The sequence below is a fragment of the Photobacterium sanguinicancri genome, from assembly GCF_002265265.1.
Lineage (GTDB): Bacteria > Pseudomonadota > Gammaproteobacteria > Enterobacterales > Vibrionaceae > Photobacterium > Photobacterium sanguinicancri.
In genome coordinates, this window is the sequence record NZ_NOIF01000010.1 from 38793 (window position 1) to 59286 (window position 20494).

The window sequence follows — 20494 nt, forward strand, 5'->3', positions numbered from 1 at the left end:
TCCAGATTGGAATTGGTTTTTACTGTATCGGTCGTCATAGTGATAAGGAAAGACCGCATCATGTTTGCATGATACGGTCCTGGCTTATCTGTTGACTAGGGTGTGAAACCTAGAGCCGTTTTAGTTATGACTGACGGCGATTAAGCGTAGTGAATCTAGCTGTACTTGCGCTTTACTGATATAAGTCGTGAGATCTTGGATCTGCGATTCAATCAGTTCTAACTCATCATCACGAATGTTCGGGTTAACCGCTTTCAAGGCTTGTAGTCGATCTAGTTCAGCACGTAAGGTGCTTTCCATCTCTGCTTGTGCATTTTCGCGAATGCTTACCGCTTCTTTAGTGATCACTTGCTCTGCGTGTTCAATCAGCACGTGCACTTCTTTTTGCACCGAATTTACCAGCTTACTCGCAAGGTGGCGGTTAACTGGGCTGAGCTGGCGGTTAAAGCTTTCAAATTCCACTTGAGCAGATAAATTATTGCCTTTTGCATCAAGCAAGATACGAATAGGTGTTTGCGGTAAGAAACGTCCAATACCTGATTGCTTAGGTGCTTGAGCATCAACCACGTATACCAATTCTAATAGCAGTGTGCCAGCTGGTAGTGCTTTGTTCTTCAGCAGTGAAACCGCAGTGGTACCTACTCCTTCAGACAGCAGTAAGTCGATACCACCTTGGATCATTGGGTGCTCCCAGCTCAGGAAGTGCAGATCTTCACGTGATAGTGCTGTGTCGCGATCAAAGGTGATAGTACAACCGTCGTAAGGTAAGCCAGGGTAGCTCGCGACCATCATGTGCTCAGATGGTGAAACTACAATCGCATTTTCGCCTTTGTCATCTTGGTTTAAACCTATGGTATCAAACAGGCCCAGTGCAAATGTGACTAAATTGGTGTCGCCATCTTTGGCTGAAATACGGGTTACTAAATCGTTCGCAGCATCACCACCGTTAGAGTGAATTTCTAATAGACGGTCACGGCCTTGCTCTAGTTTAGATTTTAGCTCGTTGTGCATAGTTGCACTTTGCTCAATCAAGGCTTCTAAAGCCTCACTATCATGCCCGTTGCTGGTTAGTAGGGTAATTAAATCGCTACGAACGTGCTCATAAACGGCACGGCCTGTTGGGCAGGTTTCTTCAAAAGCGTTTAGACCCTCGTTAAACCAACGTGCTAATAGAGCTTGTGAGGTGCCTTCTAGGAAAGGAACATGAATTTCGATATCGCGTTTTTGACCGATACGATCTAAGCGACCAATACGTTGCTCCAGCAGGTCTGGGTTGTTTGGTAGATCAAACATCACCAACTGATTAGCGAATTGGAAGTTACGGCCTTCTGAACCAATTTCAGAACACAGCAGCACTTGTGCGCCGTCTTCTTCTTGGGCGAAGTAAGCGGCCGCTTTATCACGTTCAATGATCGACATGCCTTCGTGGAAGACGGTTGAGCGAATACCTTCGCGTTCACGCAATGCTTGTTCTAGCGTTAATGCGGTTTGAGCGCGAGAGCAGATAACCAACACTTTTTCGTTGCGGTTTGCTTTTAGCGTATCCAGTAACCAGTTAACACGCGGATCGAAGTTCCACCATGTTGCTGATTCACCTTCAAATTCTTGGAAGATGTCTTCTGGGTAAAGTAACTTCAGTACTTTCTCTTCGTCGCTTACTTTGCCCATCATCATGCTTGCTACACGCATTGCCGTGGTGTATTGCGTTGGCATCGCAAGTGGGTAAAGGTTTAAGTGACGTGTTGGAAAACCTTTAATCGCAGATCGAGTATTACGGAACAGGACACGACCCGTACCGTGGCGATCCATGAGGTTATCGATCAGTTCATGGCGTACGGTTTGGCTTGCTTCATCGTCGATATCACCCGATTCGATAATGCGTAGCATAGGTTCGATATCTTGCTCTGAAAGCAGCTCGACGAGCGTATTTTTAGCATCGTTATCGAGTTTCTCGCCGGAAAGTAAGCGTGAGACTGCGTCGGCAACTGGCGCGTATTGGCGCTCTTCTTCAACAAATGCTTGGTAATCGTAGAAACGATCTGGGTCGAGCAAACGTAGACGGGCAAAGTGACTTTCGTGCCCCAGTTGCTCTGGTGTTGCCGTTAGCAGCAGTACCGCAGGTGTTTTTTCAGCAATGGCTTCTACTACTTGGTATTGACGGCTTGGCTTGTCTTCACTCCACTCAAGGTGGTGGGCTTCGTCGACAACCAATAGATCCCAGTCTGCATCTAGCGCTTGTTCAAAGCGACGACGACTCTTGCGTAGGAAGTCTAACGAACATAAAACGTATTGTGCGGTATCAAATGGGTTTGCTGAATCGGCATAAGCTTCAACACAGCGCTCTTCATCAAAGATAGAGAAGTGCAGGTTAAAGCGACGCATCATTTCGACTAGCCACTGATGTTGTAGCGTTTCAGGTACTAAGATCAAAATACGTTCAGCTCGGCCTGAAAGCACTTGCTGGTGGATGATCATACCGGCTTCGATAGTTTTACCTAGACCCACTTCATCTGCCAGTAAAACGCGCGGAGCGTAACGGCGACCGACTTCGTGAGCAATGAATAGCTGGTGTGGAATCAAACCTGCACGCATACCACACAGCCCACGTAGCGGGCTCTTGTGCTGTTCGTATTGATTTTTTAGCGCACGGTAGCGCAGCGCAAAGCGATCCATACGATCAATTTGACCTGCGAATAGCTTGTCTTGAGGTTTGTTGAAGCGGATTTGGTGGTTTAGAAAAATCTCGCGTAATGTTACGTCTTCTTCACCTGTGTCTGCGCGTGTACCCACATAGGTAAGTACACCGCCGTCTTCGTCAACGCGTTCAACGTTTAAAGACCAACCTTCATGGCTTTCAACCACATCACCCACGTTGAACATCACGCGGGTTACAGGGGCTTCGTTTCGGGAATACAGGCGGCTCTCCTCACTCGCGGAGAACATTAGGCTGACAGTACGTGCGTCACAGGCGACAACTGTACCTAATCCTAAATCACTTTCAGTATCACTGATCCAACGTTGACCCAAAGCAAATGGCATAGTGGCTAAAACCTTCTAAATTCATTGAAATTGAAAATGCGTTATCTGGTATTGGTGCTTTGGCTAAGCACTGAACACTCAAAGTGTCATGCGAAGCTAAAAAAGCACAGCTATTAAGTGTAAGCCAGAATTCGTACCAGAAAAAAGGGAAGTCATGTTACTGCATGATGTGAAAGAGGTCACGGTGAAAGTGTTTTGAATGCGACAAAGTAGTTTTGTCACATTTATTTAAAAATGTCCGGTCTTTAATAGAGTCAGAGGAGCGATAGTTTAGTGAAAATGCAGCAAATGCCAATAACTGTCATACGCTTAAAGAGTGGTGGTAGATGTAATATCACCTGAATGTTACCAAGGAGGTGCCTATGGGCGATTCAGATCGGAAAGTCTTTGTTCTCGATACTAATATCTTGCTACACGAGCCTCTCGCGATTTATTCCTTCCAAGAACATGACGTCGTCATACCGATGACTGTCCTCGAAGAACTTGATCGCATTAAGGATAGTAAGCGTGATGTTGCCCGCGATGCCCGAGTCGCGATTCGAGCGCTAGAAGATATTTTCCACGACGCTACCCCAGAGCAGATATCTGCGGGGATCCCTTTCTCAAAACAAACCGCACACAATGGCACCATTGCTATCTTTGCGGATTATGAAATCACAGAAACAGTACATGCATTTACTGACAAAGCGGGTGACAACCGCATTTTGAATGGGGTGCTGTACTTACAGCAACATTATGCACCGCGCGATGTGGTGTTGATCACCAAAGACATCAACATGCGTTTACGTGCGAAAGGCGCGGGTGTTTATTTTGTTGATGATTACCGTTCGGATCAGTTAATTGATGATGTGAGCTTACTGACCAAAGGTTTCATTAAATACCCTGGCCGTTTCTGGGATCTGGTTGGTGAGTGCCAATCGGAAAGCCGAGGTCGTGCCACGTTACATACACTCCCGGTTAATTTGTTTGATCAACCGTTCGTTAATCAATACCTGATTGATGAAGAACAAGAGTTTGCTGGGCGTATCAAGCAAATTGATAATGACACCGTGACATTAAAAGATATTGGTCATGAGCGGTTAATGCACCGTAAGGCGTGGGGTATTCACCCTAAAAATGTCTATCAAGGTATGGCACTTGATGCCATGCTCGACCCTGACATCGACTTAGTGATTTTAACGGGGCCAGCGGGCTGTGGTAAAACCATTTTGGCGATGGCAGCAGCGTTAGAGCAAGTGATTGAAAAGGGCATGTACGATAAGATTATTGTGACTCGTAATACCCCTGAAATCGCAGAGTCGATTGGTTTTTTACCCGGAACAGAAGAAGAAAAAATGATGCCATGGCTAGCGGCTGTCACCGATACCATGGAAGCGTTACACAAAAACGATGTCTGTACTGATGGATCAATGCGGTACATTTTTGATAAAGCCAATATTCAATTTAAATCGATTAACTTCATGCGGGGGCGTTCTATCCAAAATGCGTTTGTACTCTTGGATGAATGTCAGAACCTCACTGCGTCACAAATCAAAACCATCATCACCCGTTGCGGTGAAGGCACTAAACTGGTCTGTTCGGGTAACCTTGCTCAGATTGACTCGAGTTATTTATCGCCCGTAACGTCAGGGCTTACTTATATCGTTGAGCGCTTTAAAAACTTTGAAGGTAGCGCCAATATTTATCTCAATGGCGTTGTGCGTAGCCGCTTGGCGGAATTTGCAGAAGAAAATCTCTAACTTTCTGATTGATTAAATGTGTGAACATTAAAAAGGGAGAACCATTATCGTGTTCTCCCTTTCTCATTTTTAGCTTATGGCCCTGTTAACAATTAAAGACCAAGGTAATGCTTGAGTTCAGCATCTTGAGGCTGCGTTAGCATCGGCTGAGTATCACCAAAGACGGTGATGCTACCATTTGTGATAAATGCACATTTGTTGGCGATCTTGAGGGCATCTTCTGGACTATGAGTGACCATAAGGACGGTAATTTGATGCTCACGGGCCAGACTTCTCACTAACTCCAGCATCTCTTTACGTAGCGCGGGATCTAATGCTGAGAAGGGCTCATCTAACAGTAACAGTGGACGGTGTCGTACTAAACAACGGGCGAGCGCAACGCGCTGCTTTTGACCACCCGATAATTGTTCAGGGAGGCGGCCGAGGTATTGCTGGATGCCGACACGTGCCGCGGCAACCACGATCGATTCTTTATCTGCTTGGCTCAGTTTTAAGCCCGGGTGAATACCCAGCCCAATATTTTCTGACACTGTGAGATGTGGAAATAGATTATGTTCTTGAAATAGCATAGATAGCGGACGCTCAGCCGGAGCCTGCTGAAAAATAGATTGATTCGCGATGGTTAACTTACCGTTATCAGGTCTAAGGAACCCTGCAATTAACGCCAGTAAGGTACTTTTCCCTGCGCCGCTTGGACCTATTAATGCCACAATATCGCCTTGTTGCGCCTCAAGTGAAAAAGACAAATTCATTGGCTGGGTATGAGCGGTGTGAGATTGGTAGCTGTGGCTAAGCTGATCGAGTTTCAACATGTCATTTTTTCCTAAGTAGCACAGTTTCAACCAAGGTAAATAACCCTAAGCTCATCAGTAGTAGGATGAGTGCTGCGACGGCGGCGGCATCCATTTGATAGCTACCTAATAATTCAAATAAATACAGCGGTAAGGTTTTAAAGTCTTGGCTGCCAAATAAGGCAATCGCACTTAAATCCCCCAGTGACAGAACAAAGCCCATCGCGAAGGCTTGGGCAAGCGGTTTGCGCAGTGCTCGCCATTCCAACAATCGCAGGCGTGATAAGCCTGTCATGCCTAAACTGGCACAGAGTGGATTAAATTGCTGCGCGACGTGCAGCATTGGTTGGCTGAGCGTTTTGAGCACGTAAGGAAGCGCCATTAAAGCATTAACCGTCACCACAACCCAAAAAGCCATCGCAAAGGCATCGGTATATTGGCGTAGTAATAAAAATAACCCAGTACTAAGCACTAAGCCTGGGGTAACCAGAATGATTGCGCCGATTAATTCAATGCCATCGGCTGCCCACTTTTTGCGTTGTAGACGCCATTGGCGGCTTGTGAGCAAAATGGCGATGCCACTGATGACTGCAATGAAACAAGACATTGTCGCAATCTGTAATGAATGACTGATGGCTTGCCATAGTGCAGGTGAGCTTAGTTGGCTAATGAACTGTTGATTAATGCCTGAAATGATCACCGACAGTAAGGGGGGAGCAACCAGTAAGATCCCGCCGCCAATCCATAAGCCGTCCCAAAGTTTACTATGCCACGTATCTTGGTAGTTGTGAGGCTCTTGATTTACTGTACCGCTAAGGGTGGCTAACGGTTTAGCAAAACGTTGTGATGCTAATACTAACGAGCAACACAGTAGCATTTGCCACAATGCTAATAAGGCCCCCGCTGCTAGGTCAAAGTCGTAACGTAGGGCTTGGTAAATCGCAAGCTCGATGGTGGTGGCTTTTGGTCCGCCACCGAGCGACATGATCACCGCAAAACTAGTGAAACACAGCATAAAGATTAAGCCGATCACGTGCGGTAATTGCTGCTGTAATCGAGGCCATGCTACTAAGCGAAATTTGTCCCACCCAGTAATACCTAAATGTGCGGCGAGCTGATGTTGCTCGTGAGGGATCCCTTCTAAACTTTGCAGTAACAAACGCACGGCAAGGGGGAGGTTTAAAAAGATGTGGGCCAGTAAGATCCCGCTTAAACCATAAATATTGAGCTGGATATCTACACCAATAGCGGCAAGCCATTGATTAATTAAGCCACTTTTACCGTATATCGACAGTAAACCAAACACCGCGACCAAGACGGGTAGTACCAGCGTCATGGCAAAGATGCGCAGTAATAGAGCTCGTCCAATAAATTGGCGGCGAGAAAGTGCATAGGCGACGGGAATCGCGGGAACAACACTTAATAGGGTTGATAGGAATGCTTGGTAGAAACTAAACCCAGTAACGTGGCGTAAATAGGGGTCGTGCCATAAAGTGAGAGGTGATAATTCGTCGGCTTGGCCGAGTAGGGCGCTAATGGCTAATACCATTAACGCCAAGATGCACCCAGCAGCGGTAATGCCGGGTAGTAACGAGGTAAAGCGAGTGTTCAAACGAGATATGCCTTTATTGCGTTAACGCATGTTGCCATTCGCGGATCCAGCTACGGCGCTGTTTAGCAACCTCAGTAGCATCAAACTCCAGTGCTTTTTCAGGTACAGTTAATTGGTTGAAACCATCAGGAAGCGGCTGGGATGTCACTGGATACATCCAATTACCTGTTGCCATATTGGATTGGAAGCCATCACTAACAATGAAATCCATAAATTGATCGGCTAACTTGGGGTGTGGGCTATTTTTGAGCTTGGCGGCCACTTCTACTTGCATGTAATGCCCTTCACTGAAATCTGCGGCGATATATTGATTCTTCTGTTCAGCGATGATGTGGTAAGCCGGAGAGGTGGTATATGACAACACCATGTCAGCTTCGCCTTTGAGGAACATGCTATATGCTTCAGACCAGCCTTTGGTGACGGTCACTGTTTTCTTTGCCATTTGCTGCCATGCATTGGTGGATTGATCGCCATACACTGACTTCATCCATAGCATCAAACCTTGTCCAGGGGTAGAAGTACGAGGATCTTGGTAAAGGATCGATAGATCGTCACGTTCCACTAATTCTTTTAAGCTCTTTGGTGGGTTTTTCAGTTTAGTGCTGTCGTAAACAAACGCAAAGTAACCGTAATCGTAAGGTACAAAGGTGTTGTCGTTCCAGCCATTAGGTAAGATAACCTTGCTGGTATCGACCTTGTGCTGCGCTAATAAACCGGTTTTTTTTGCTTCTTCGATAAGGTTGTTATCGAGCCCCAATAGAATATCGGCTTTGCTGTTTCGGCCTTCAAGGCGAACACGATTTAAAATTGAGACGCCATCATCTAGCGCGACTAAATTCAACGTACAGTCACACTCGGCTTCAAATGCTTTTTTAATCGCAGGACCGGGGCCCCAATCAGAGGCAAATGAGCTATAGGTGTATACAGTTAATGTGGCTTTTGCGTCTTGTTCGGCGGCAAATACACTGCTGGTCGCAAGCGTTAAAGTCAGTAGAGGTAGTAGTTTTTTCACAAAGCGCTCCTGATGCCGTTGCATCCTGCTGGCAATAAATCAAATGAGCGAGGGTTGAGAAAAAGGTGGCTTAAGGGAGTATCTGGCTAGATAAACAGTACTTAGCGACTTCTCAATTCCTACGCCAGTATTAGCTGGTTCAGGTTCTGTGGGTTCTGCGTGTGCAATCTCAGCTGAAGAAAGCGTAAGCCTTCTTGTTAGCTCCCCAATGAGAACGTCGTCATTGTAATGGTGCAAGCGTGGTGTTGCTAGGGGACGGGGACAATGATTGGCATTATTTTGCCTCGTTCAGTGCCCAGTCGTAATCATAATCGATATTTTTCAGTGTCACTGGAGTGGTGCGGTATTGATTCAGGTGTCGCTGGAGCTGCGCCGTATTGCCGAAGTCAGCTTGATACCAATCGTATATAGACGACAGTTGGGTCTTGTTATTCGTGCTGATAACGCCTTTTTTACTATTGATGAATTGCTTGGCGGCGAGATCAAGTAAGTGGTCACTATTGCTGGCAGTGAAGGCATGTACTTGTAGATTAGGGCAACCTAGGCTAGCGCAGTTCACCGCATAATGAATACGGTTGTCTTGCCAAATCGGACGTAAGATTCGGTGCTCAATATCATTTAAAGTGAGCTTTTTACCGTTCACGGTCACGACGTCATCATCCCACGGCCCAAAGCTAAACAACCCACCGATCTTCGTTATCGACTTGATTGGGTAATTATCAACAATGAGTTGTACTGTGAGAGCATTGTAGAGGTTGACCCAATAGGCAAATTGCTCCGCCTTACGGTATTTTAAAGGATTGATTTTACTCATTTCGCGAACGTAGCGATCGAGCTGCCATTTTCCCTCTTGATCGACTTGGTTATAGCTAAATAGCGTTTGATCGCCCTGCTGCACTATGTGGCGGTTGAGCGTCTGTTGCCATAATTGATGGTTGATTGGCATGCTGTTGGCTTCATTACTGCTTTGCCAATATGACCATAAATCCGCTTTGGGAGCTGCGAACACAGTGCTACTGACGAGCAAAATGAATGCCGCAAAAACAAGATGAAAGGTAAGTAAAAGACGAGACTGCATAATCAACCTTTTTAATCAGTAATAACCTAACAACTATAGACCGAGGTGACGGGCTTTTTATTGCAGGTTTTACAATCGGTTGAATGAGAGTGTTGGGTAAAGCGTTAAATAGAACAACACCCCACTAACGCAGGGTGTTGTGACACTGATGTAATTGAGTCAGTAAATACTAACAAACGTAATATTTACTTTAAAAATTCAGGAATATTATCTTCGTAAGCCGCAATTTTATCTTCATGTTGCAGCGTTAGCCCGATGTTATCTAAGCCGTTCAATAAGCAGTGACGGCGGAACTCATCAATCTCGAAATGGTATTGTTTGTTGTTAGCAATCACTAACATTTTTTCCAAATCAACGTTGATCTCTGCGCCTTCGGTACTTTCAACAAATTGAAAAATCTCATCAACTTCGTGCTCGGTTAAGCGTACTGGCACCATTTGATTGTTGATGGAGTTACCGTAAAAAATGTCGGCAAAGCTTGGCGCGATCATCACTTGAATACCGTAATCTGCTAGCGCCCAAGGTGCATGTTCACGCGAAGAGCCGCAACCGAAGTTCTCACGTGCAAGTAAAATACTTGCACCTTGGTAGCGAGGCGCATTCATCACAAACTCAGGGTTCGCTTGCTTACCTGCATCATCAAGAAAACGCCAGTCATGGAACAAGTGTTTACCAAAGCCTGTGCGCGTCACTTTTTGTAGAAATTGCTTAGGAATGATTGCGTCGGTATCGATATTCGCGGTATCTAGCGGCACGACCAAGCCTGTATGTTGTTTAAAACCTGCCATTGTTATCTTCCTCTCGATTATGCCGTTGCGCTGTCTAAGTCGCGAATATCTACAAAATGGCCAGCACACGCTGCCGCCGCTGCCATTGCAGGGCTGACAAGGTGGGTACGGCCATCACGGCCTTGGCGACCTTCAAAGTTACGGTTGCTGGTGGAGGCGCAGCGCTCTTTTGGCCCTAGGCGGTCGTTGTTCATCGCTAGACACATCGAGCAGCCTGGTAGGCGCCATTCAAAGCCGGCATCGATGAAAATTTTATCCAACCCTTCTTGTTCTGCTTGGGCTTTGACTTGCTCAGATCCCGGAACAACGAGTGCTTGAACATTGGCGGCGACTTTGCGCCCTTTCGCGATAGCAGCAGCGGCGCGCATATCTTCAATACGTGAGTTGGTACAAGAGCCAATAAAGACTTTATCAATCGAAAAGTCCGACAGCGTCTTGCCCGCTTCTAGCCCCATATAGGCCAAGGCTTTTTCCGCTGAGGCTTTTTCGACTGGGTCGGCAAAGTCAGCTGGGCTCGGGATAGGTGTATCAATTGCAATCACTTGGCCTGGGTTAGTCCCCCAAGTCACTTGCGGTTTTATATCGGTAGCCGCTAACGTCACCGTCGCATCGAATACTGCATCCTCATCGGTTTTTAGAGTATTCCAGTATTCAACCGCGGCATCAAAGTTAGCATCGGTTGGTGAGAATTTACGGTTCTTAATGTAATCGTAGGTGGTTTGGTCTGGGGCGATTAAACCGGCTTTGGCGCCTAGTTCGATCGCCATGTTGCAGACTGTCATACGCCCTTCCATCGACAAGTCTGTTATTGCTTCACCACAAAATTCAACCACATAGCCCGTACCGCCAGCAGCGGTGGTTTTGCCTATGATGGCTAGCACGATATCTTTGGCGGTAATGCCCTCTGCGACTTTACCTTTGACTTCGATTTTCATCGTTTTAGCACGCGACTGTTTGAGGGTTTGGGTCGCTAATACATGTTCAACTTCTGAAGTGCCAATCCCAAAGGCTAGCGAGCCAAATGCGCCGTGTGTTGCGGTGTGTGAATCCCCACAAACAATTGTCATGCCAGGTAGGGTAATGCCCAGTTCAGGGCCCATAACATGGACAATACCTTGGTATTTGTGGTTCAGATCGTAAAGTGTTACGCCAAATTCTTCACAGTTTTTGGCGAGCGTTTCCATTTGGATACGGGCCATTTCACCAGAGGCATTAATGTCTTTGGTTTGGGTTGATACGTTGTGATCCATAGTGGCAAACGTTTTGCCAACTTGGCGAACCTGACGGCCTTTTTCACGCAAGCCATCAAACGCCTGAGGTGATGTGACTTCGTGGACCAGATGACGGTCGATATATAAGATTGGGTTCTCGCCTTGTGCGGCAACCGCAACATGGGCATCGTAAACTTTTTCGTATAGCGTCTTAGGCGCTTTATTTTCTGTATTTTGTGCTGACATTGATCGGTGCTCCTTGCCTATGTTGCTTATGCTTGGCGGATGTAGTCGGCGATCTTATCGCCCATAGCGCTGGTCGTTAGTGCTTGGTCTTCTCCCGCAAGATCTGCGGTTAGCTCTCCCGCTTCTAGCGCTTGCGAAACCGCTTGTTCAATCGCGCGGGCAGCGTCTTCTTCATCAAGGCTATAACGTAGCATTAGCGCGGCTGACAGAATTTGTGCGACAGGATTCGCGATGTTTTTACCTGCAATATCAGGAGCCGAACCACCAGCGGGTTCGTACATGCCGAACTTTTCTTGGTTTAAGCTAGCCGACGGTAACATGCCCATTGAGCCTGTGATCATCGCGCACTCATCGGAAATAATGTCGCCGAAAATGTTTGAGCACAGCATTACATCAAACTGAGACGGGTCTTTGATCAGCTGCATGGTCGCGTTATCAATGTACATGTGATTAAGCGTGACTTCAGGGTAATCTTTCGCGACTTCTTCGACGACTTCACGCCATAGGATCGAGCTTTGTAGAACATTGGCTTTATCTATCGAGTAGACGTTTTTATTACGTAGCATCGCTGATTCAAACGCGATACGGGCAATTCGCTCTATCTCGTAGCGATGATAAATCTCGGTGTCATACGCTTTTTCTTGTGGGCCTTCACCATCACGGCCTTTAGGTTGGCCAAAGTAGATCCCACCTGTTAGCTCGCGTACCACTACAATATCGAAACCACGTTCAGAAATATCTGCGCGCAGTGGTGAGAACTTTTCTAGCCCGCTATGAATTTGCGCAGGACGCAAGTTACAAAAAAGCTGAAAATGTTTACGCAATGGCAGTAGTGCCCCTCGTTCTGGTTGATCATTTGGGGCGAGGTGCTCCCATTTAGGGCCACCTACAGAGCCAAACAATACCGCATCAGAATCTTCACAGCCTTTTAGAGTCGAATCGGGTAGCGGGCAACCATGGTTATCAATGGCGATACCGCCAACATCAAACTCGGCGCGCTCTAGGGTAAAACCAAATTTGGCTTCAACAGCATCTAGCACTTTATGGGCTTGCTGCATCACTTCTGGGCCAATACCGTCACCCGGTAGAACTGCAATTTTGTATGTACCTGCCATGGTTATTTGTCTCCGTAACTTGTCGTGATTCGTTATAAATTGGGTTGGCGTAGCGCGTATTCATTTTGCTGATTAACGGCTACGCCTAAATATGATGGGCGGTGTTATACCGTCGCGGTACGCTCTTTAATTTCTGCAATTTGATCGGCGCGGTGGATGCTATTGATAACGTGCAGTAGTGCTTGGCCTGATGCTTCAACAATATCAGTCGCAAGGCCCGTACCGTGGTATTTACGGCCTTTGTAGTTGGCAATGATGTCAGCTTGGCCCAAACCGTCTTCCCCTTCACCTTTGGCGGTTAGGTCGAATTTATCCAGTACGATTTCGTAGCCAGTTAGGCGGTAGATACATTGGTATAGCGCATCAACAGGGCCGTTACCGACCGCGGCTTCGCATTTTTCTTCATCACCACATTGCAGTTTGATACTGGTGGTTGCCATGATGCTACCTGACTGCACGCTTAGGTAATTCAGCTTAAAGAAATCATCTTCTTCACGTAGGTTGGCGAAGTGCATTAGGGCTTCTAGATCGTAGTCGAACACTTGGCCTTTGCGATCGGCCAGTTTTAGGAAATCGGCGTATAGCGCATCTAGGCTGTATTCATTTTCGGTGTAGCCAAGGGTATCCATATGACTTTTAACGGCAGCGCGACCAGATCGACTAGTTAGGTTCAGTGCTTGGTTTTTAAGCCCGATAGACTCAGGGGTCATGATCTCGTAGGTGTTCTTGTTCTTTAGCATCCCATCTTGGTGGATACCCGATGAGTGGCTAAAGGCATTGGCACCGACAATGGCTTTATTTGCTTGGATTGGTGAGTTACAAAGTTGGCTGACCATCTTGCTGGTACGGTGAATTTCATCGTGTTTGATGTTGGTGTGAACACCTAAGAAGTCAGCGCGGGTTTTGATGATCATCGCAATTTCTTCTAGTGAACAGTTACCAGCACGTTCACCCAGACCATTAATGGTGGCTTCAACTTGGCGAGCCCCCGCTTGGACTGCTGCCATCGAGTTAGCTACCGACATGCCTAGGTCGTCATGGCAGTGCACCGAGATAATGGCTTTATTGATATTAGGCACGCGATCAAATAGTTGCGCCACGATACCGCCAAACTCGTTGGGTAGGGTGTAACCCACGGTATCAGGAATATTGATGGTGTTGGCGCCCGCATTGATCGCGGCTTCCACCATGCGACATAGGTTATCGATCGGTGTACGACCTGCATCTTCACAGGAAAATTCCACATCATCCGTGTAATTACGTGCGCGTTTTACCGCAGCAACGCCCATCTCGATAACATCATCGTAGCTACGACGTAGTTTATCTTGTACGTGTACTGTCGAGGTGGAGATAAAGGTATGAATACGGAAGGCTTCGGCAACTTTTAACGATTCAGCCGCCACATCAATGTCTTTCGCAACCGCCCGTGATAGGGCGCACACACGGCTATTTTTAATGTGTTTAGCAATGGTTTGCACTGATTCAAAGTCGCCAGGCGAAGAAACTGGAAAACCCGCTTCTATTACATCGACCCCTAGGCGTTCCAGCGCGTAAGCGATTTGTAGCTTTTCTTTTACCGTTAGGCTTGCTGATAGTGCCTGTTCACCATCACGAAGCGTGGTATCGAAAATAATGACTTGATCTTTCATTGCTACTTCCTTTTATTGGCCTGCCTAATAGTGCGTTCATTGGTATTAGGCTTAGTCTGCATCCGCTTGCGCTGGCTCTGATATAAAAAACCCGCGCTATCTGCGCGGGCTTATTCAATGCTTAGTGGCGTTTCCTACTCATAAGCTACCCGCGCGAATTATTCACGATAAGGAGGAGGCTTAAGAGGATAAAGAAACGGTTAGTCATATTTACATGTCTTCCACAAAGTTGATAACAAATGAATACCAAATAGACAGGTTAAAGGTCAACCACTATTTGGTGTTTAATTTTGTTTGTGTTGCTATCATCATGATATTTAAGTTTTTATTTCTTTTTGTGAGTGCGCGGTGGTCTCTGGTTAAGTTATTGATACAAGAGATGAAGCGACGAGTGATTATTCACTTTGTTGTTACAGACGTTAAATAAGTGAAATGCATTTTCTATCGAATAATCTGCTGTATTTAAGGTTTGTCACGGGTTGTTTACTTGGTTCACAGTATTAATTAATCAATTGGTTAAATTAAGATGAATAATAGAGTGAACCTTTTACTGGTTCAGTTAGTACAATTATTAATCGTATGATTAATTTGGTAGAGATGTAAGTTAATGGCAGGAAAAGCAGGTCGTCCAGTAGGTGATTCCGATGCGCGTGAACGTCTAATTATAGAAGCGCGTAAGTTGTTTGTCGTTTTACCTTATAGCAAGGTTTCGACCCGCATGATTGCATCAAGGGCCGATGTGAACGTCGCGCTGATTCGCTACTACTTTGAAAATAAGGCCGGCTTATACCAAACCATGATGCATGAAACCATGGAGCCCATCCAAGCCCAGATGAGAGTGGTAATGGATAAAGGGGATTTCGATTCTATTGGCGAATTCATGCGTACTTACTACCGTATTATGGCGCCAAACCCAGATATGCCGAAGCTAATGTCACGCGCCATGATGCTTGCGCCTGATGATCCTCAGCGTCAAATGATGGAAAAAATGGTGAGAGATATTGCCCGTCCCGCGACCGACATGATGTTTACCAAATTGCAGCAGAATGGACAACTCAACCCTGGCATGGATCCGAAAAAGGCTCGGATGACATTCATTAGTATGATGGTTTTCCCATTTTTAATCCCGCCTGCCATGCTTGAGATTCATGGGATAGAAATGACGGAAGAGTATTTATTTGAGCTAGCGGAGCACAATGTAAAAGTGCTTACACAAGGAATTTTCAATCAAAAAGGAGAGGGTAAATGATTGATCGTAATCGAAAGCTATTATTTATTCCCGCTCTGATGGCTGGCATTTTGATTTTAGTGTTAGCTGTTAAGTTACGCCCTTCACCTAGCAGTAAGCCCGCCTTGGAACGCAGTCGGGCGGTGGATGTTATTACCTTGCACCAGCAACCGTTAGCCCCTCAAGTAACAGGCTTTGGCCGCGTAAAACCCAAGGTAGAGTGGAAGGCGATTTCAGAAGTCAGCGGTAAAGTGATTTTTCGCCATCCTGAGTTAGAAAAAGGACGAGTGTTAGATGCCGGCACAGTGATCTTGAAAATAGATCCTTTGGATTATCAGTTAACCTTAGCGAAAGCGGAAGCCGATATTAGCTCAAGCGAGGCGCAATTAGCTAAGTTGGACTTGGAAGAAAAAAACCTTAAAAGCACACTTAAAATAGAAAAAAATCGTTTAGCGATCAGTAAAAAAGAAGTGACGCGCAAAGAAGAGTTACGTCGTAAAGGGCTGACGTCGCAATCGGCATTAGATTTAGAGAAGCAATCCTACCTGGCAAGCCAAAAGGTGGTACAGGATTTAGAAAGCCAACTCCAAGTCTTACCGAAAGAGCGTCGTGTCAGTGAAGCGCAGCTGCAAGTGAATCAATCGAAAGTAGAAGAAGCCCAACGATCGCTAAGTAAGACCGAGATTGTATTGCCGATTGATGCACGTATTTCGAGTGTAGATATTGAGCAAAACCAAGTCGTTAATATGCAACAAACCATGTTAGTGGCTCATGGTATTGCTGAGATTGAAGTCGATGCTCAAGTGGCGCTGCATGACATGCAAGCATTGGCATCAAGCCTGAATCACTATACAGCCCACGCCGACGGACGCCCACGTGCCGATCAGTTGGCGCTGCAAGCGAGTATTCAATTGGCAAGTGGCCAGTTTGTGCAGCAATGGACCGCCAAAGTTGCGCGGATCAGCGATACCGTCAGTGCTAATCAAGCGACTGTCGGGGTGATCCTTGAAGTAGCGCAAGATTACAGTCAACTGTCGCCTGAAACCGCGCCGCCGTTAGTGAATGGGATGTTTGTTCAAGCGACTTTGGAAGGCCAAGCGAATCCACACTGGGTGATCCCTGAACGTGCATTACACGGTGATAAAGTGTACTTACTGAGTGATGACAACACCTTAAGCATTAAACCTGTCACTGTGTTATTCCGCCGTGAAGGTTTGGTCGCGGTACAGGGGAATTTTATTGCTGAGCAACAACTAGTGGTTAACGATCTTTTGCCTGCGGTTGAAGGTATGGCACTAAGAGTGGTGAGCAAGGATGGCCAAGCCGTTGCTAAACCACCCAAAGGTGAAGGGGCGTCACAATCATGATTCGCTTTTTCTCTCGTCATCCAACAGCCGCAAACTTGATGATGTTTGCGTTGTTATTGTTGGGTTTTGTGTCGTTACCGCAAATAAAACGGGAAACCTTTCCTGAGTTTTCACCACCATACATTATTGCCTCTGTGGTCTATCCAGGGGCGTCGCCACAAGAAGTGGAACAAAGCATATGTATGAGAATGGAAGACGCAGTTGATGGTCTTGCCAATATCGAAGAAACCCGTTGTGAAGCCGTAGAGGGCTCAGCCTCATTGGTTTTGAAACTCACCAGTAGTGATGTGGTTTCTCGCATGCTGGTGGATGTACAAACCCAAATCAATGCGATCAATGACTTCCCTGCAGAAATTGAATCCCCAATCGTGCGTGAATTGGATTGGAATGAACCTGTGGTTGATGTCGCAATTAGCGCAGATACCAACTGGCCACATTTGAAAGCGTATGCCGAAGAATTAAAGCGTAAGCTCAAAATTGACTATGGCGTCTCTTTGGTTGCTGTGAGTGGCTTTTCTGACCATCAATTACGAGTGGAATTAAAAGAAACGGCGCTGCGTCAATTAGGGCTGAGTGTTGGGGATATTGCGGATCGCTTATCACGGCAAAACATAAAACTGCCAAGCGGCAATATTGAATTAGCAGATAAAAACCTATTGATCCGCTTTGATGAGCAAAAGATCACGCCAGATACATTGGCACAAACGGTGATTGGTGCTGATCCCGAAGGGGCTGTATTACGCCTCGGTGATATTGCGACGATTACCGATCGCTTTGAACTTGATGAACAAAAAATTCTGTTTGATGGCAAGCCCTCCGCCATTTTGAAAATCAGTAAAAATAAAGCTGATGATGCTTTGCGGATCAAAGAGCGGGTACAGGCGTTTGTTGAAGCTGAAAGCCAAATTGCCCCAACGGGTGTCACACTTAGCCTGACCAATGATATTTCATCGGTACTGTGGGATCGTTTAACCATGATGGTCGATAACGGTTTGCAAGGGGTGGTGTTGGTGTTCTTCACTATGTGGCTGTTCTTTACCTTCCGCTATTCGTTTTGGGTTGCCGCTGGTTTACCTGTTGCCTTTATGGGGAGCCTGTTCTTGATGGCGGGGTTGGGGTTATCCATCAACATTATGTCGCTGGTCGCTTTGCTGATGGCGATTGGTATTATGATGGATGATGCTATCGTGATAGCCGAATCTATTGCCGCACATTTAGAGCGTGGTCAATCAGTGCCTGATGCGGTCTTTAACGGGGTTAAAAAAGTCTTTCCCGGAGTCTTGTCTTCTTATCTCACCACTGTCTGTATCTTTGGTAGCTTGTTATTCCTTGATGGTGAAATGGGGGCTGTACTCAAGGTTGTACCGCAGGTGCTGATATTAGTGCTAACCATCAGTTTAATTGAAGCTTTCTTTATTTTACCGCACCACTTAAGCCATTCATTACAAAAGCAGCGTAGCAAAGAAGAAAAGCCTGATATCAAGTTCAAGCGGGTGTTTTTGGCTAAATTTGAGCATTTTCGTCAAAACCAATTAGTCACCGCTGTTGATGCCGTCGTGCGCTGGCGTTATTTGTTTTTAGGTGCAGTGGTTGCCATGTTGTTTGCTTCAGCGGCGTTATTGGCGGGGGGCGCTCTGAAATTTGTTGGTTTTCCTGATCTTGATGGTGATATTGCAGAAGCGCGCATTATTTTAGCCCCTGGAGCTTCATTGTCTCAGACGGAAAAAGTGGTGGCTCATATTGTTCAGGCTGCTGAGCGCTTGAATGTTGAATGGAGCCGTGATGTAGAAGGCGGTAATACGCTAGTAGAACACATTACAGAGCAATATAACGCCAATGCTGATGCTGACGAAAAAGGCCCACACGTCGCGACAGTGCGACTCGATTTACGTGGCGCTGAGTCACGCAATACAGTGATTGATGAGTTTGTTGCGGCTTGGCGAGAAGAAGTCGGGACGCTGGCTGACCCTATTTCGCTGGTGTTTAAGCAGCCAATCATGGGGCCGGGTGGGCGAGCGGTTGAAATTCGGATGCAGCACGATGAACTCACGGCGTTAAAAGCAGCGTCGCTGGAAGTACAGGCCTTCTTGAATGAGTTTGACGGCGTGTACGGGGTGTTGGATGACATGCGGATGGGGAAGCAAGAAGTCTTAGTGACTCTGCGTCCTGGGGCGGAAAGCTTTGGTGTTGATGGCCAGATGATAGCGTCGCAATTGCGGGCAGCTTACTTTGGTCAAAAGGCGGATGATATCCAGCTCGGCCCTGAAAACATCGAAGTTGAAGTTCGATTTGATAAAGCGGAAGCTGGCAATCTGCAAACCTTGGCTAGTTTCCCTATTATTCTTAGCGACGGTAGCCAAATTCCATTAGCATCAATAACCGAGCTCAGTTATCAACGTAACTATGTCCGTATCCAGCGAATTGATGGCTTGCGGACCTTAAGTGTTTATGCCGACCTTGAGCATAGTAAAATCAGCTCGACCGAGATCCTGACATTGTTTCGCCAGCAAGAGATCCCTAACCTGAAAATGAAGTACCCAGGGTTACGTTTCAACTTTGAAGGTGAAGCTAAAGATACGGCTGAAACTGGTCAGTCGATGGCGATTGGTTTTGCGCTTGGGGTCTTTGGCGTGTTTGTGATTTTGAGTTTCCAATTCCGCAGTTACCTTGAGCCTTTTGTGGTATTGCTTGCCATTCCATTGGCGTTGATTGGGGTGTTTTGGGGACATTGGTTGTTAGGGCATGCGTTGAGTATGCCAAGTATAATGGGCTTTGTGTCTCTAGCTGGGGTCGTGGTCAATGACTCTATATTGTTAGTGCAATATATTCGACACCACGTGGATGATGGCGACAGCGTGCACGATGCGGTAGTGAAAGCGAGCCGAGAGCGTTTTCGTGCTGTGTTCTTAACGTCTCTCACAACTGCTGCGGGTTTATTACCGTTACTATTAGAGACGAGCCTACAAGCCCAAGTCATTCAGCCGTTGGTGATTTCTATCGTATTTGGTATTTTCACTTCCACCTTGCTGGTACTGTTTATGATCCCGGCAGCCTATGCGATTTTGGCTGATTTTGGGTTAGTTAAAAAACATGAACCGCTTGCTGCGTAAAGTAACGCTATTACGCTGAAACCCGCTTATTAATTGATAGTCTTATCGATATATAAAATGACAAAGCAGACCGTTATTTGCTTTGTCATTATCTCTTCTTATTAACGCGACTCACTTATTATCCCCACCTCTATCTGCAACTAATGCTCTAATACTCACCATGATGGGATTCGTACAACCAGTAACGTTGATGGACCTTTTGATTATACCGTGTTGGTTTTGTGTAGAGCCTATGGTTGAGGTACATTCTCCTGACCTTGCTTTGGTTGGTATGCATGGATGTTGAATTTGAATAAATATCAGTTTGATGAATTGTGATTTCACCTGCGATCACCGGTGAAATTCTTTGAGCCTTTCACTGAGAGATAACTTGTTTTTTAAAGGGAAAACGCTCATTTTTCGGCGGTTGATTTGATAACTGGGGTTTATTGATTCGATTTTTTCTCGGCGGGAACGGTGTTTCATTAGGCCGACGATGTCAAAAAGCAATCGATTAATTTGCTTATAAT

Annotated in this window: 13 protein-coding genes and 1 riboswitch; of the genes, 4 read left to right on the plus strand and 9 right to left on the minus strand. The window is 46.2% G+C overall.

Annotated elements, in window-relative coordinates:
- Positions 1-120 precede the first annotated feature (120 nt).
- On the minus strand, positions 121-3039 hold the full coding sequence (gene rapA, locus ASV53_RS03240; RefSeq protein WP_094956089.1) for an RNA polymerase-associated protein RapA: 2919 nt from the start codon (positions 3037-3039) through the stop codon (positions 121-123).
- A gap of 362 nt (positions 3040-3401) precedes the next feature.
- Here rapA and ASV53_RS03245 point away from each other — a divergent pair, with 362 nt between their 5' ends.
- Positions 3402-4778 carry a PhoH family protein gene (locus ASV53_RS03245; RefSeq protein ID WP_062691759.1) on the plus strand — a complete coding sequence of 459 codons (1377 nt, stop codon included), beginning with the start codon at positions 3402-3404 and terminating at the stop codon, positions 4776-4778.
- A gap of 92 nt (positions 4779-4870) precedes the next feature.
- On the opposite strand, the gene thiQ is transcribed toward ASV53_RS03245, so the two are convergent.
- The 8 genes from thiQ to leuA all read right to left on the minus strand — a co-directional run bounded on the left by thiQ (position 4871) and on the right by leuA (position 14280).
- Complete coding sequence (thiQ, locus tag ASV53_RS03250) at positions 4871-5590, minus strand: thiamine ABC transporter ATP-binding protein (protein WP_094956090.1); 720 nt, start codon at positions 5588-5590, stop codon at positions 4871-4873.
- Position 5591: 1 nt separating this feature from the next.
- A complete protein-coding gene (gene thiP / locus ASV53_RS03255; protein WP_094956091.1) occupies positions 5592-7181 on the minus strand; it encodes a thiamine/thiamine pyrophosphate ABC transporter permease ThiP in 1590 nt (529 codons plus the stop codon).
- A 13-nt stretch (positions 7182-7194) separates the two neighbouring features.
- The gene (gene thiB, locus ASV53_RS03260; RefSeq protein WP_439126477.1) at positions 7195-8193 is read right to left on the minus strand and encodes a thiamine ABC transporter substrate binding subunit; all 999 of its coding nucleotides are present in this window, start codon (positions 8191-8193) and stop codon (positions 7195-7197) included.
- Between the two features lie 99 nt (positions 8194-8292).
- Positions 8293-8411: riboswitch (TPP riboswitch) on the minus strand.
- 56 nt (positions 8412-8467) lie between these two features.
- Positions 8468-9271, minus strand: a complete 804-nt coding sequence (locus ASV53_RS03265) for a DUF547 domain-containing protein (protein ID WP_094956093.1) — start codon at positions 9269-9271, stop codon at positions 8468-8470.
- 185 nt (positions 9272-9456) lie between these two features.
- Positions 9457-10059 carry a 3-isopropylmalate dehydratase small subunit gene (gene leuD, locus ASV53_RS03270; RefSeq protein WP_062691765.1) on the minus strand — a complete coding sequence of 201 codons (603 nt, stop codon included), beginning with the start codon at positions 10057-10059 and terminating at the stop codon, positions 9457-9459.
- Between the two features lie 17 nt (positions 10060-10076).
- On the minus strand, positions 10077-11516 hold the full coding sequence (leuC, locus tag ASV53_RS03275) for a 3-isopropylmalate dehydratase large subunit (RefSeq protein ID WP_094956094.1): 1440 nt from the start codon (positions 11514-11516) through the stop codon (positions 10077-10079).
- A gap of 26 nt (positions 11517-11542) precedes the next feature.
- On the minus strand, positions 11543-12631 hold the full coding sequence (leuB, locus tag ASV53_RS03280; protein WP_094956095.1) for a 3-isopropylmalate dehydrogenase: 1089 nt from the start codon (positions 12629-12631) through the stop codon (positions 11543-11545).
- Positions 12632-12735: 104 nt separating this feature from the next.
- Positions 12736-14280, minus strand: a complete 1545-nt coding sequence (gene leuA, locus ASV53_RS03285) for a 2-isopropylmalate synthase (RefSeq protein WP_094956096.1) — start codon at positions 14278-14280, stop codon at positions 12736-12738.
- Positions 14281-14887: 607 nt separating this feature from the next.
- On the opposite strand from leuA, the gene ASV53_RS03295 reads away from it, so the two are divergent.
- The 3 genes from ASV53_RS03295 to ASV53_RS03305 are packed head-to-tail and all read left to right on the plus strand — an operon-like array spanning position 14888 to position 19985.
- Positions 14888-15529 carry a TetR/AcrR family transcriptional regulator gene (locus ASV53_RS03295; RefSeq protein ID WP_094956097.1) on the plus strand — a complete coding sequence of 214 codons (642 nt, stop codon included), beginning with the start codon at positions 14888-14890 and terminating at the stop codon, positions 15527-15529.
- Positions 15529-16875: an efflux RND transporter periplasmic adaptor subunit gene (locus ASV53_RS03300; protein ID WP_094956099.1), complete on the plus strand. Its 1347-nt coding sequence runs from the start codon at positions 15529-15531 to the stop codon at positions 16873-16875. The genes ASV53_RS03295 and ASV53_RS03300 overlap by 1 nt, the downstream gene beginning before the upstream one ends.
- Positions 16872-19985 carry an efflux RND transporter permease subunit gene (locus ASV53_RS03305; RefSeq protein WP_094956098.1) on the plus strand — a complete coding sequence of 1038 codons (3114 nt, stop codon included), beginning with the start codon at positions 16872-16874 and terminating at the stop codon, positions 19983-19985. The genes ASV53_RS03300 and ASV53_RS03305 overlap by 4 nt, the downstream gene beginning before the upstream one ends.
- The last annotated feature ends 509 nt before the right edge of the window (positions 19986-20494 follow it).

Coding starts and splice junctions, on each gene's coding strand:
- rapA (WP_094956089.1), bottom strand. CDS start 3,039: ATGCCATTTGCTTTGGGTCAACGTTGGATCAGTGATACTGAAAGTGAT.
- ASV53_RS03245 (WP_062691759.1), top strand. CDS start 3,402: ATGGGCGATTCAGATCGGAAAGTCTTTGTTCTCGATACTAATATCTTG.
- thiQ (WP_094956090.1), bottom strand. CDS start 5,590: ATGTTGAAACTCGATCAGCTTAGCCACAGCTACCAATCTCACACCGCT.
- ASV53_RS03265 (WP_094956093.1), bottom strand. CDS start 9,271: ATGCAGTCTCGTCTTTTACTTACCTTTCATCTTGTTTTTGCGGCATTC.
- leuD (WP_062691765.1), bottom strand. CDS start 10,059: ATGGCAGGTTTTAAACAACATACAGGCTTGGTCGTGCCGCTAGATACC.
- leuC (WP_094956094.1), bottom strand. CDS start 11,516: ATGTCAGCACAAAATACAGAAAATAAAGCGCCTAAGACGCTATACGAA.
- leuB (WP_094956095.1), bottom strand. CDS start 12,631: ATGGCAGGTACATACAAAATTGCAGTTCTACCGGGTGACGGTATTGGC.
- leuA (WP_094956096.1), bottom strand. CDS start 14,280: ATGAAAGATCAAGTCATTATTTTCGATACCACGCTTCGTGATGGTGAA.
- ASV53_RS03295 (WP_094956097.1), top strand. CDS start 14,888: ATGGCAGGAAAAGCAGGTCGTCCAGTAGGTGATTCCGATGCGCGTGAA.
- ASV53_RS03305 (WP_094956098.1), top strand. CDS start 16,872: ATGATTCGCTTTTTCTCTCGTCATCCAACAGCCGCAAACTTGATGATG.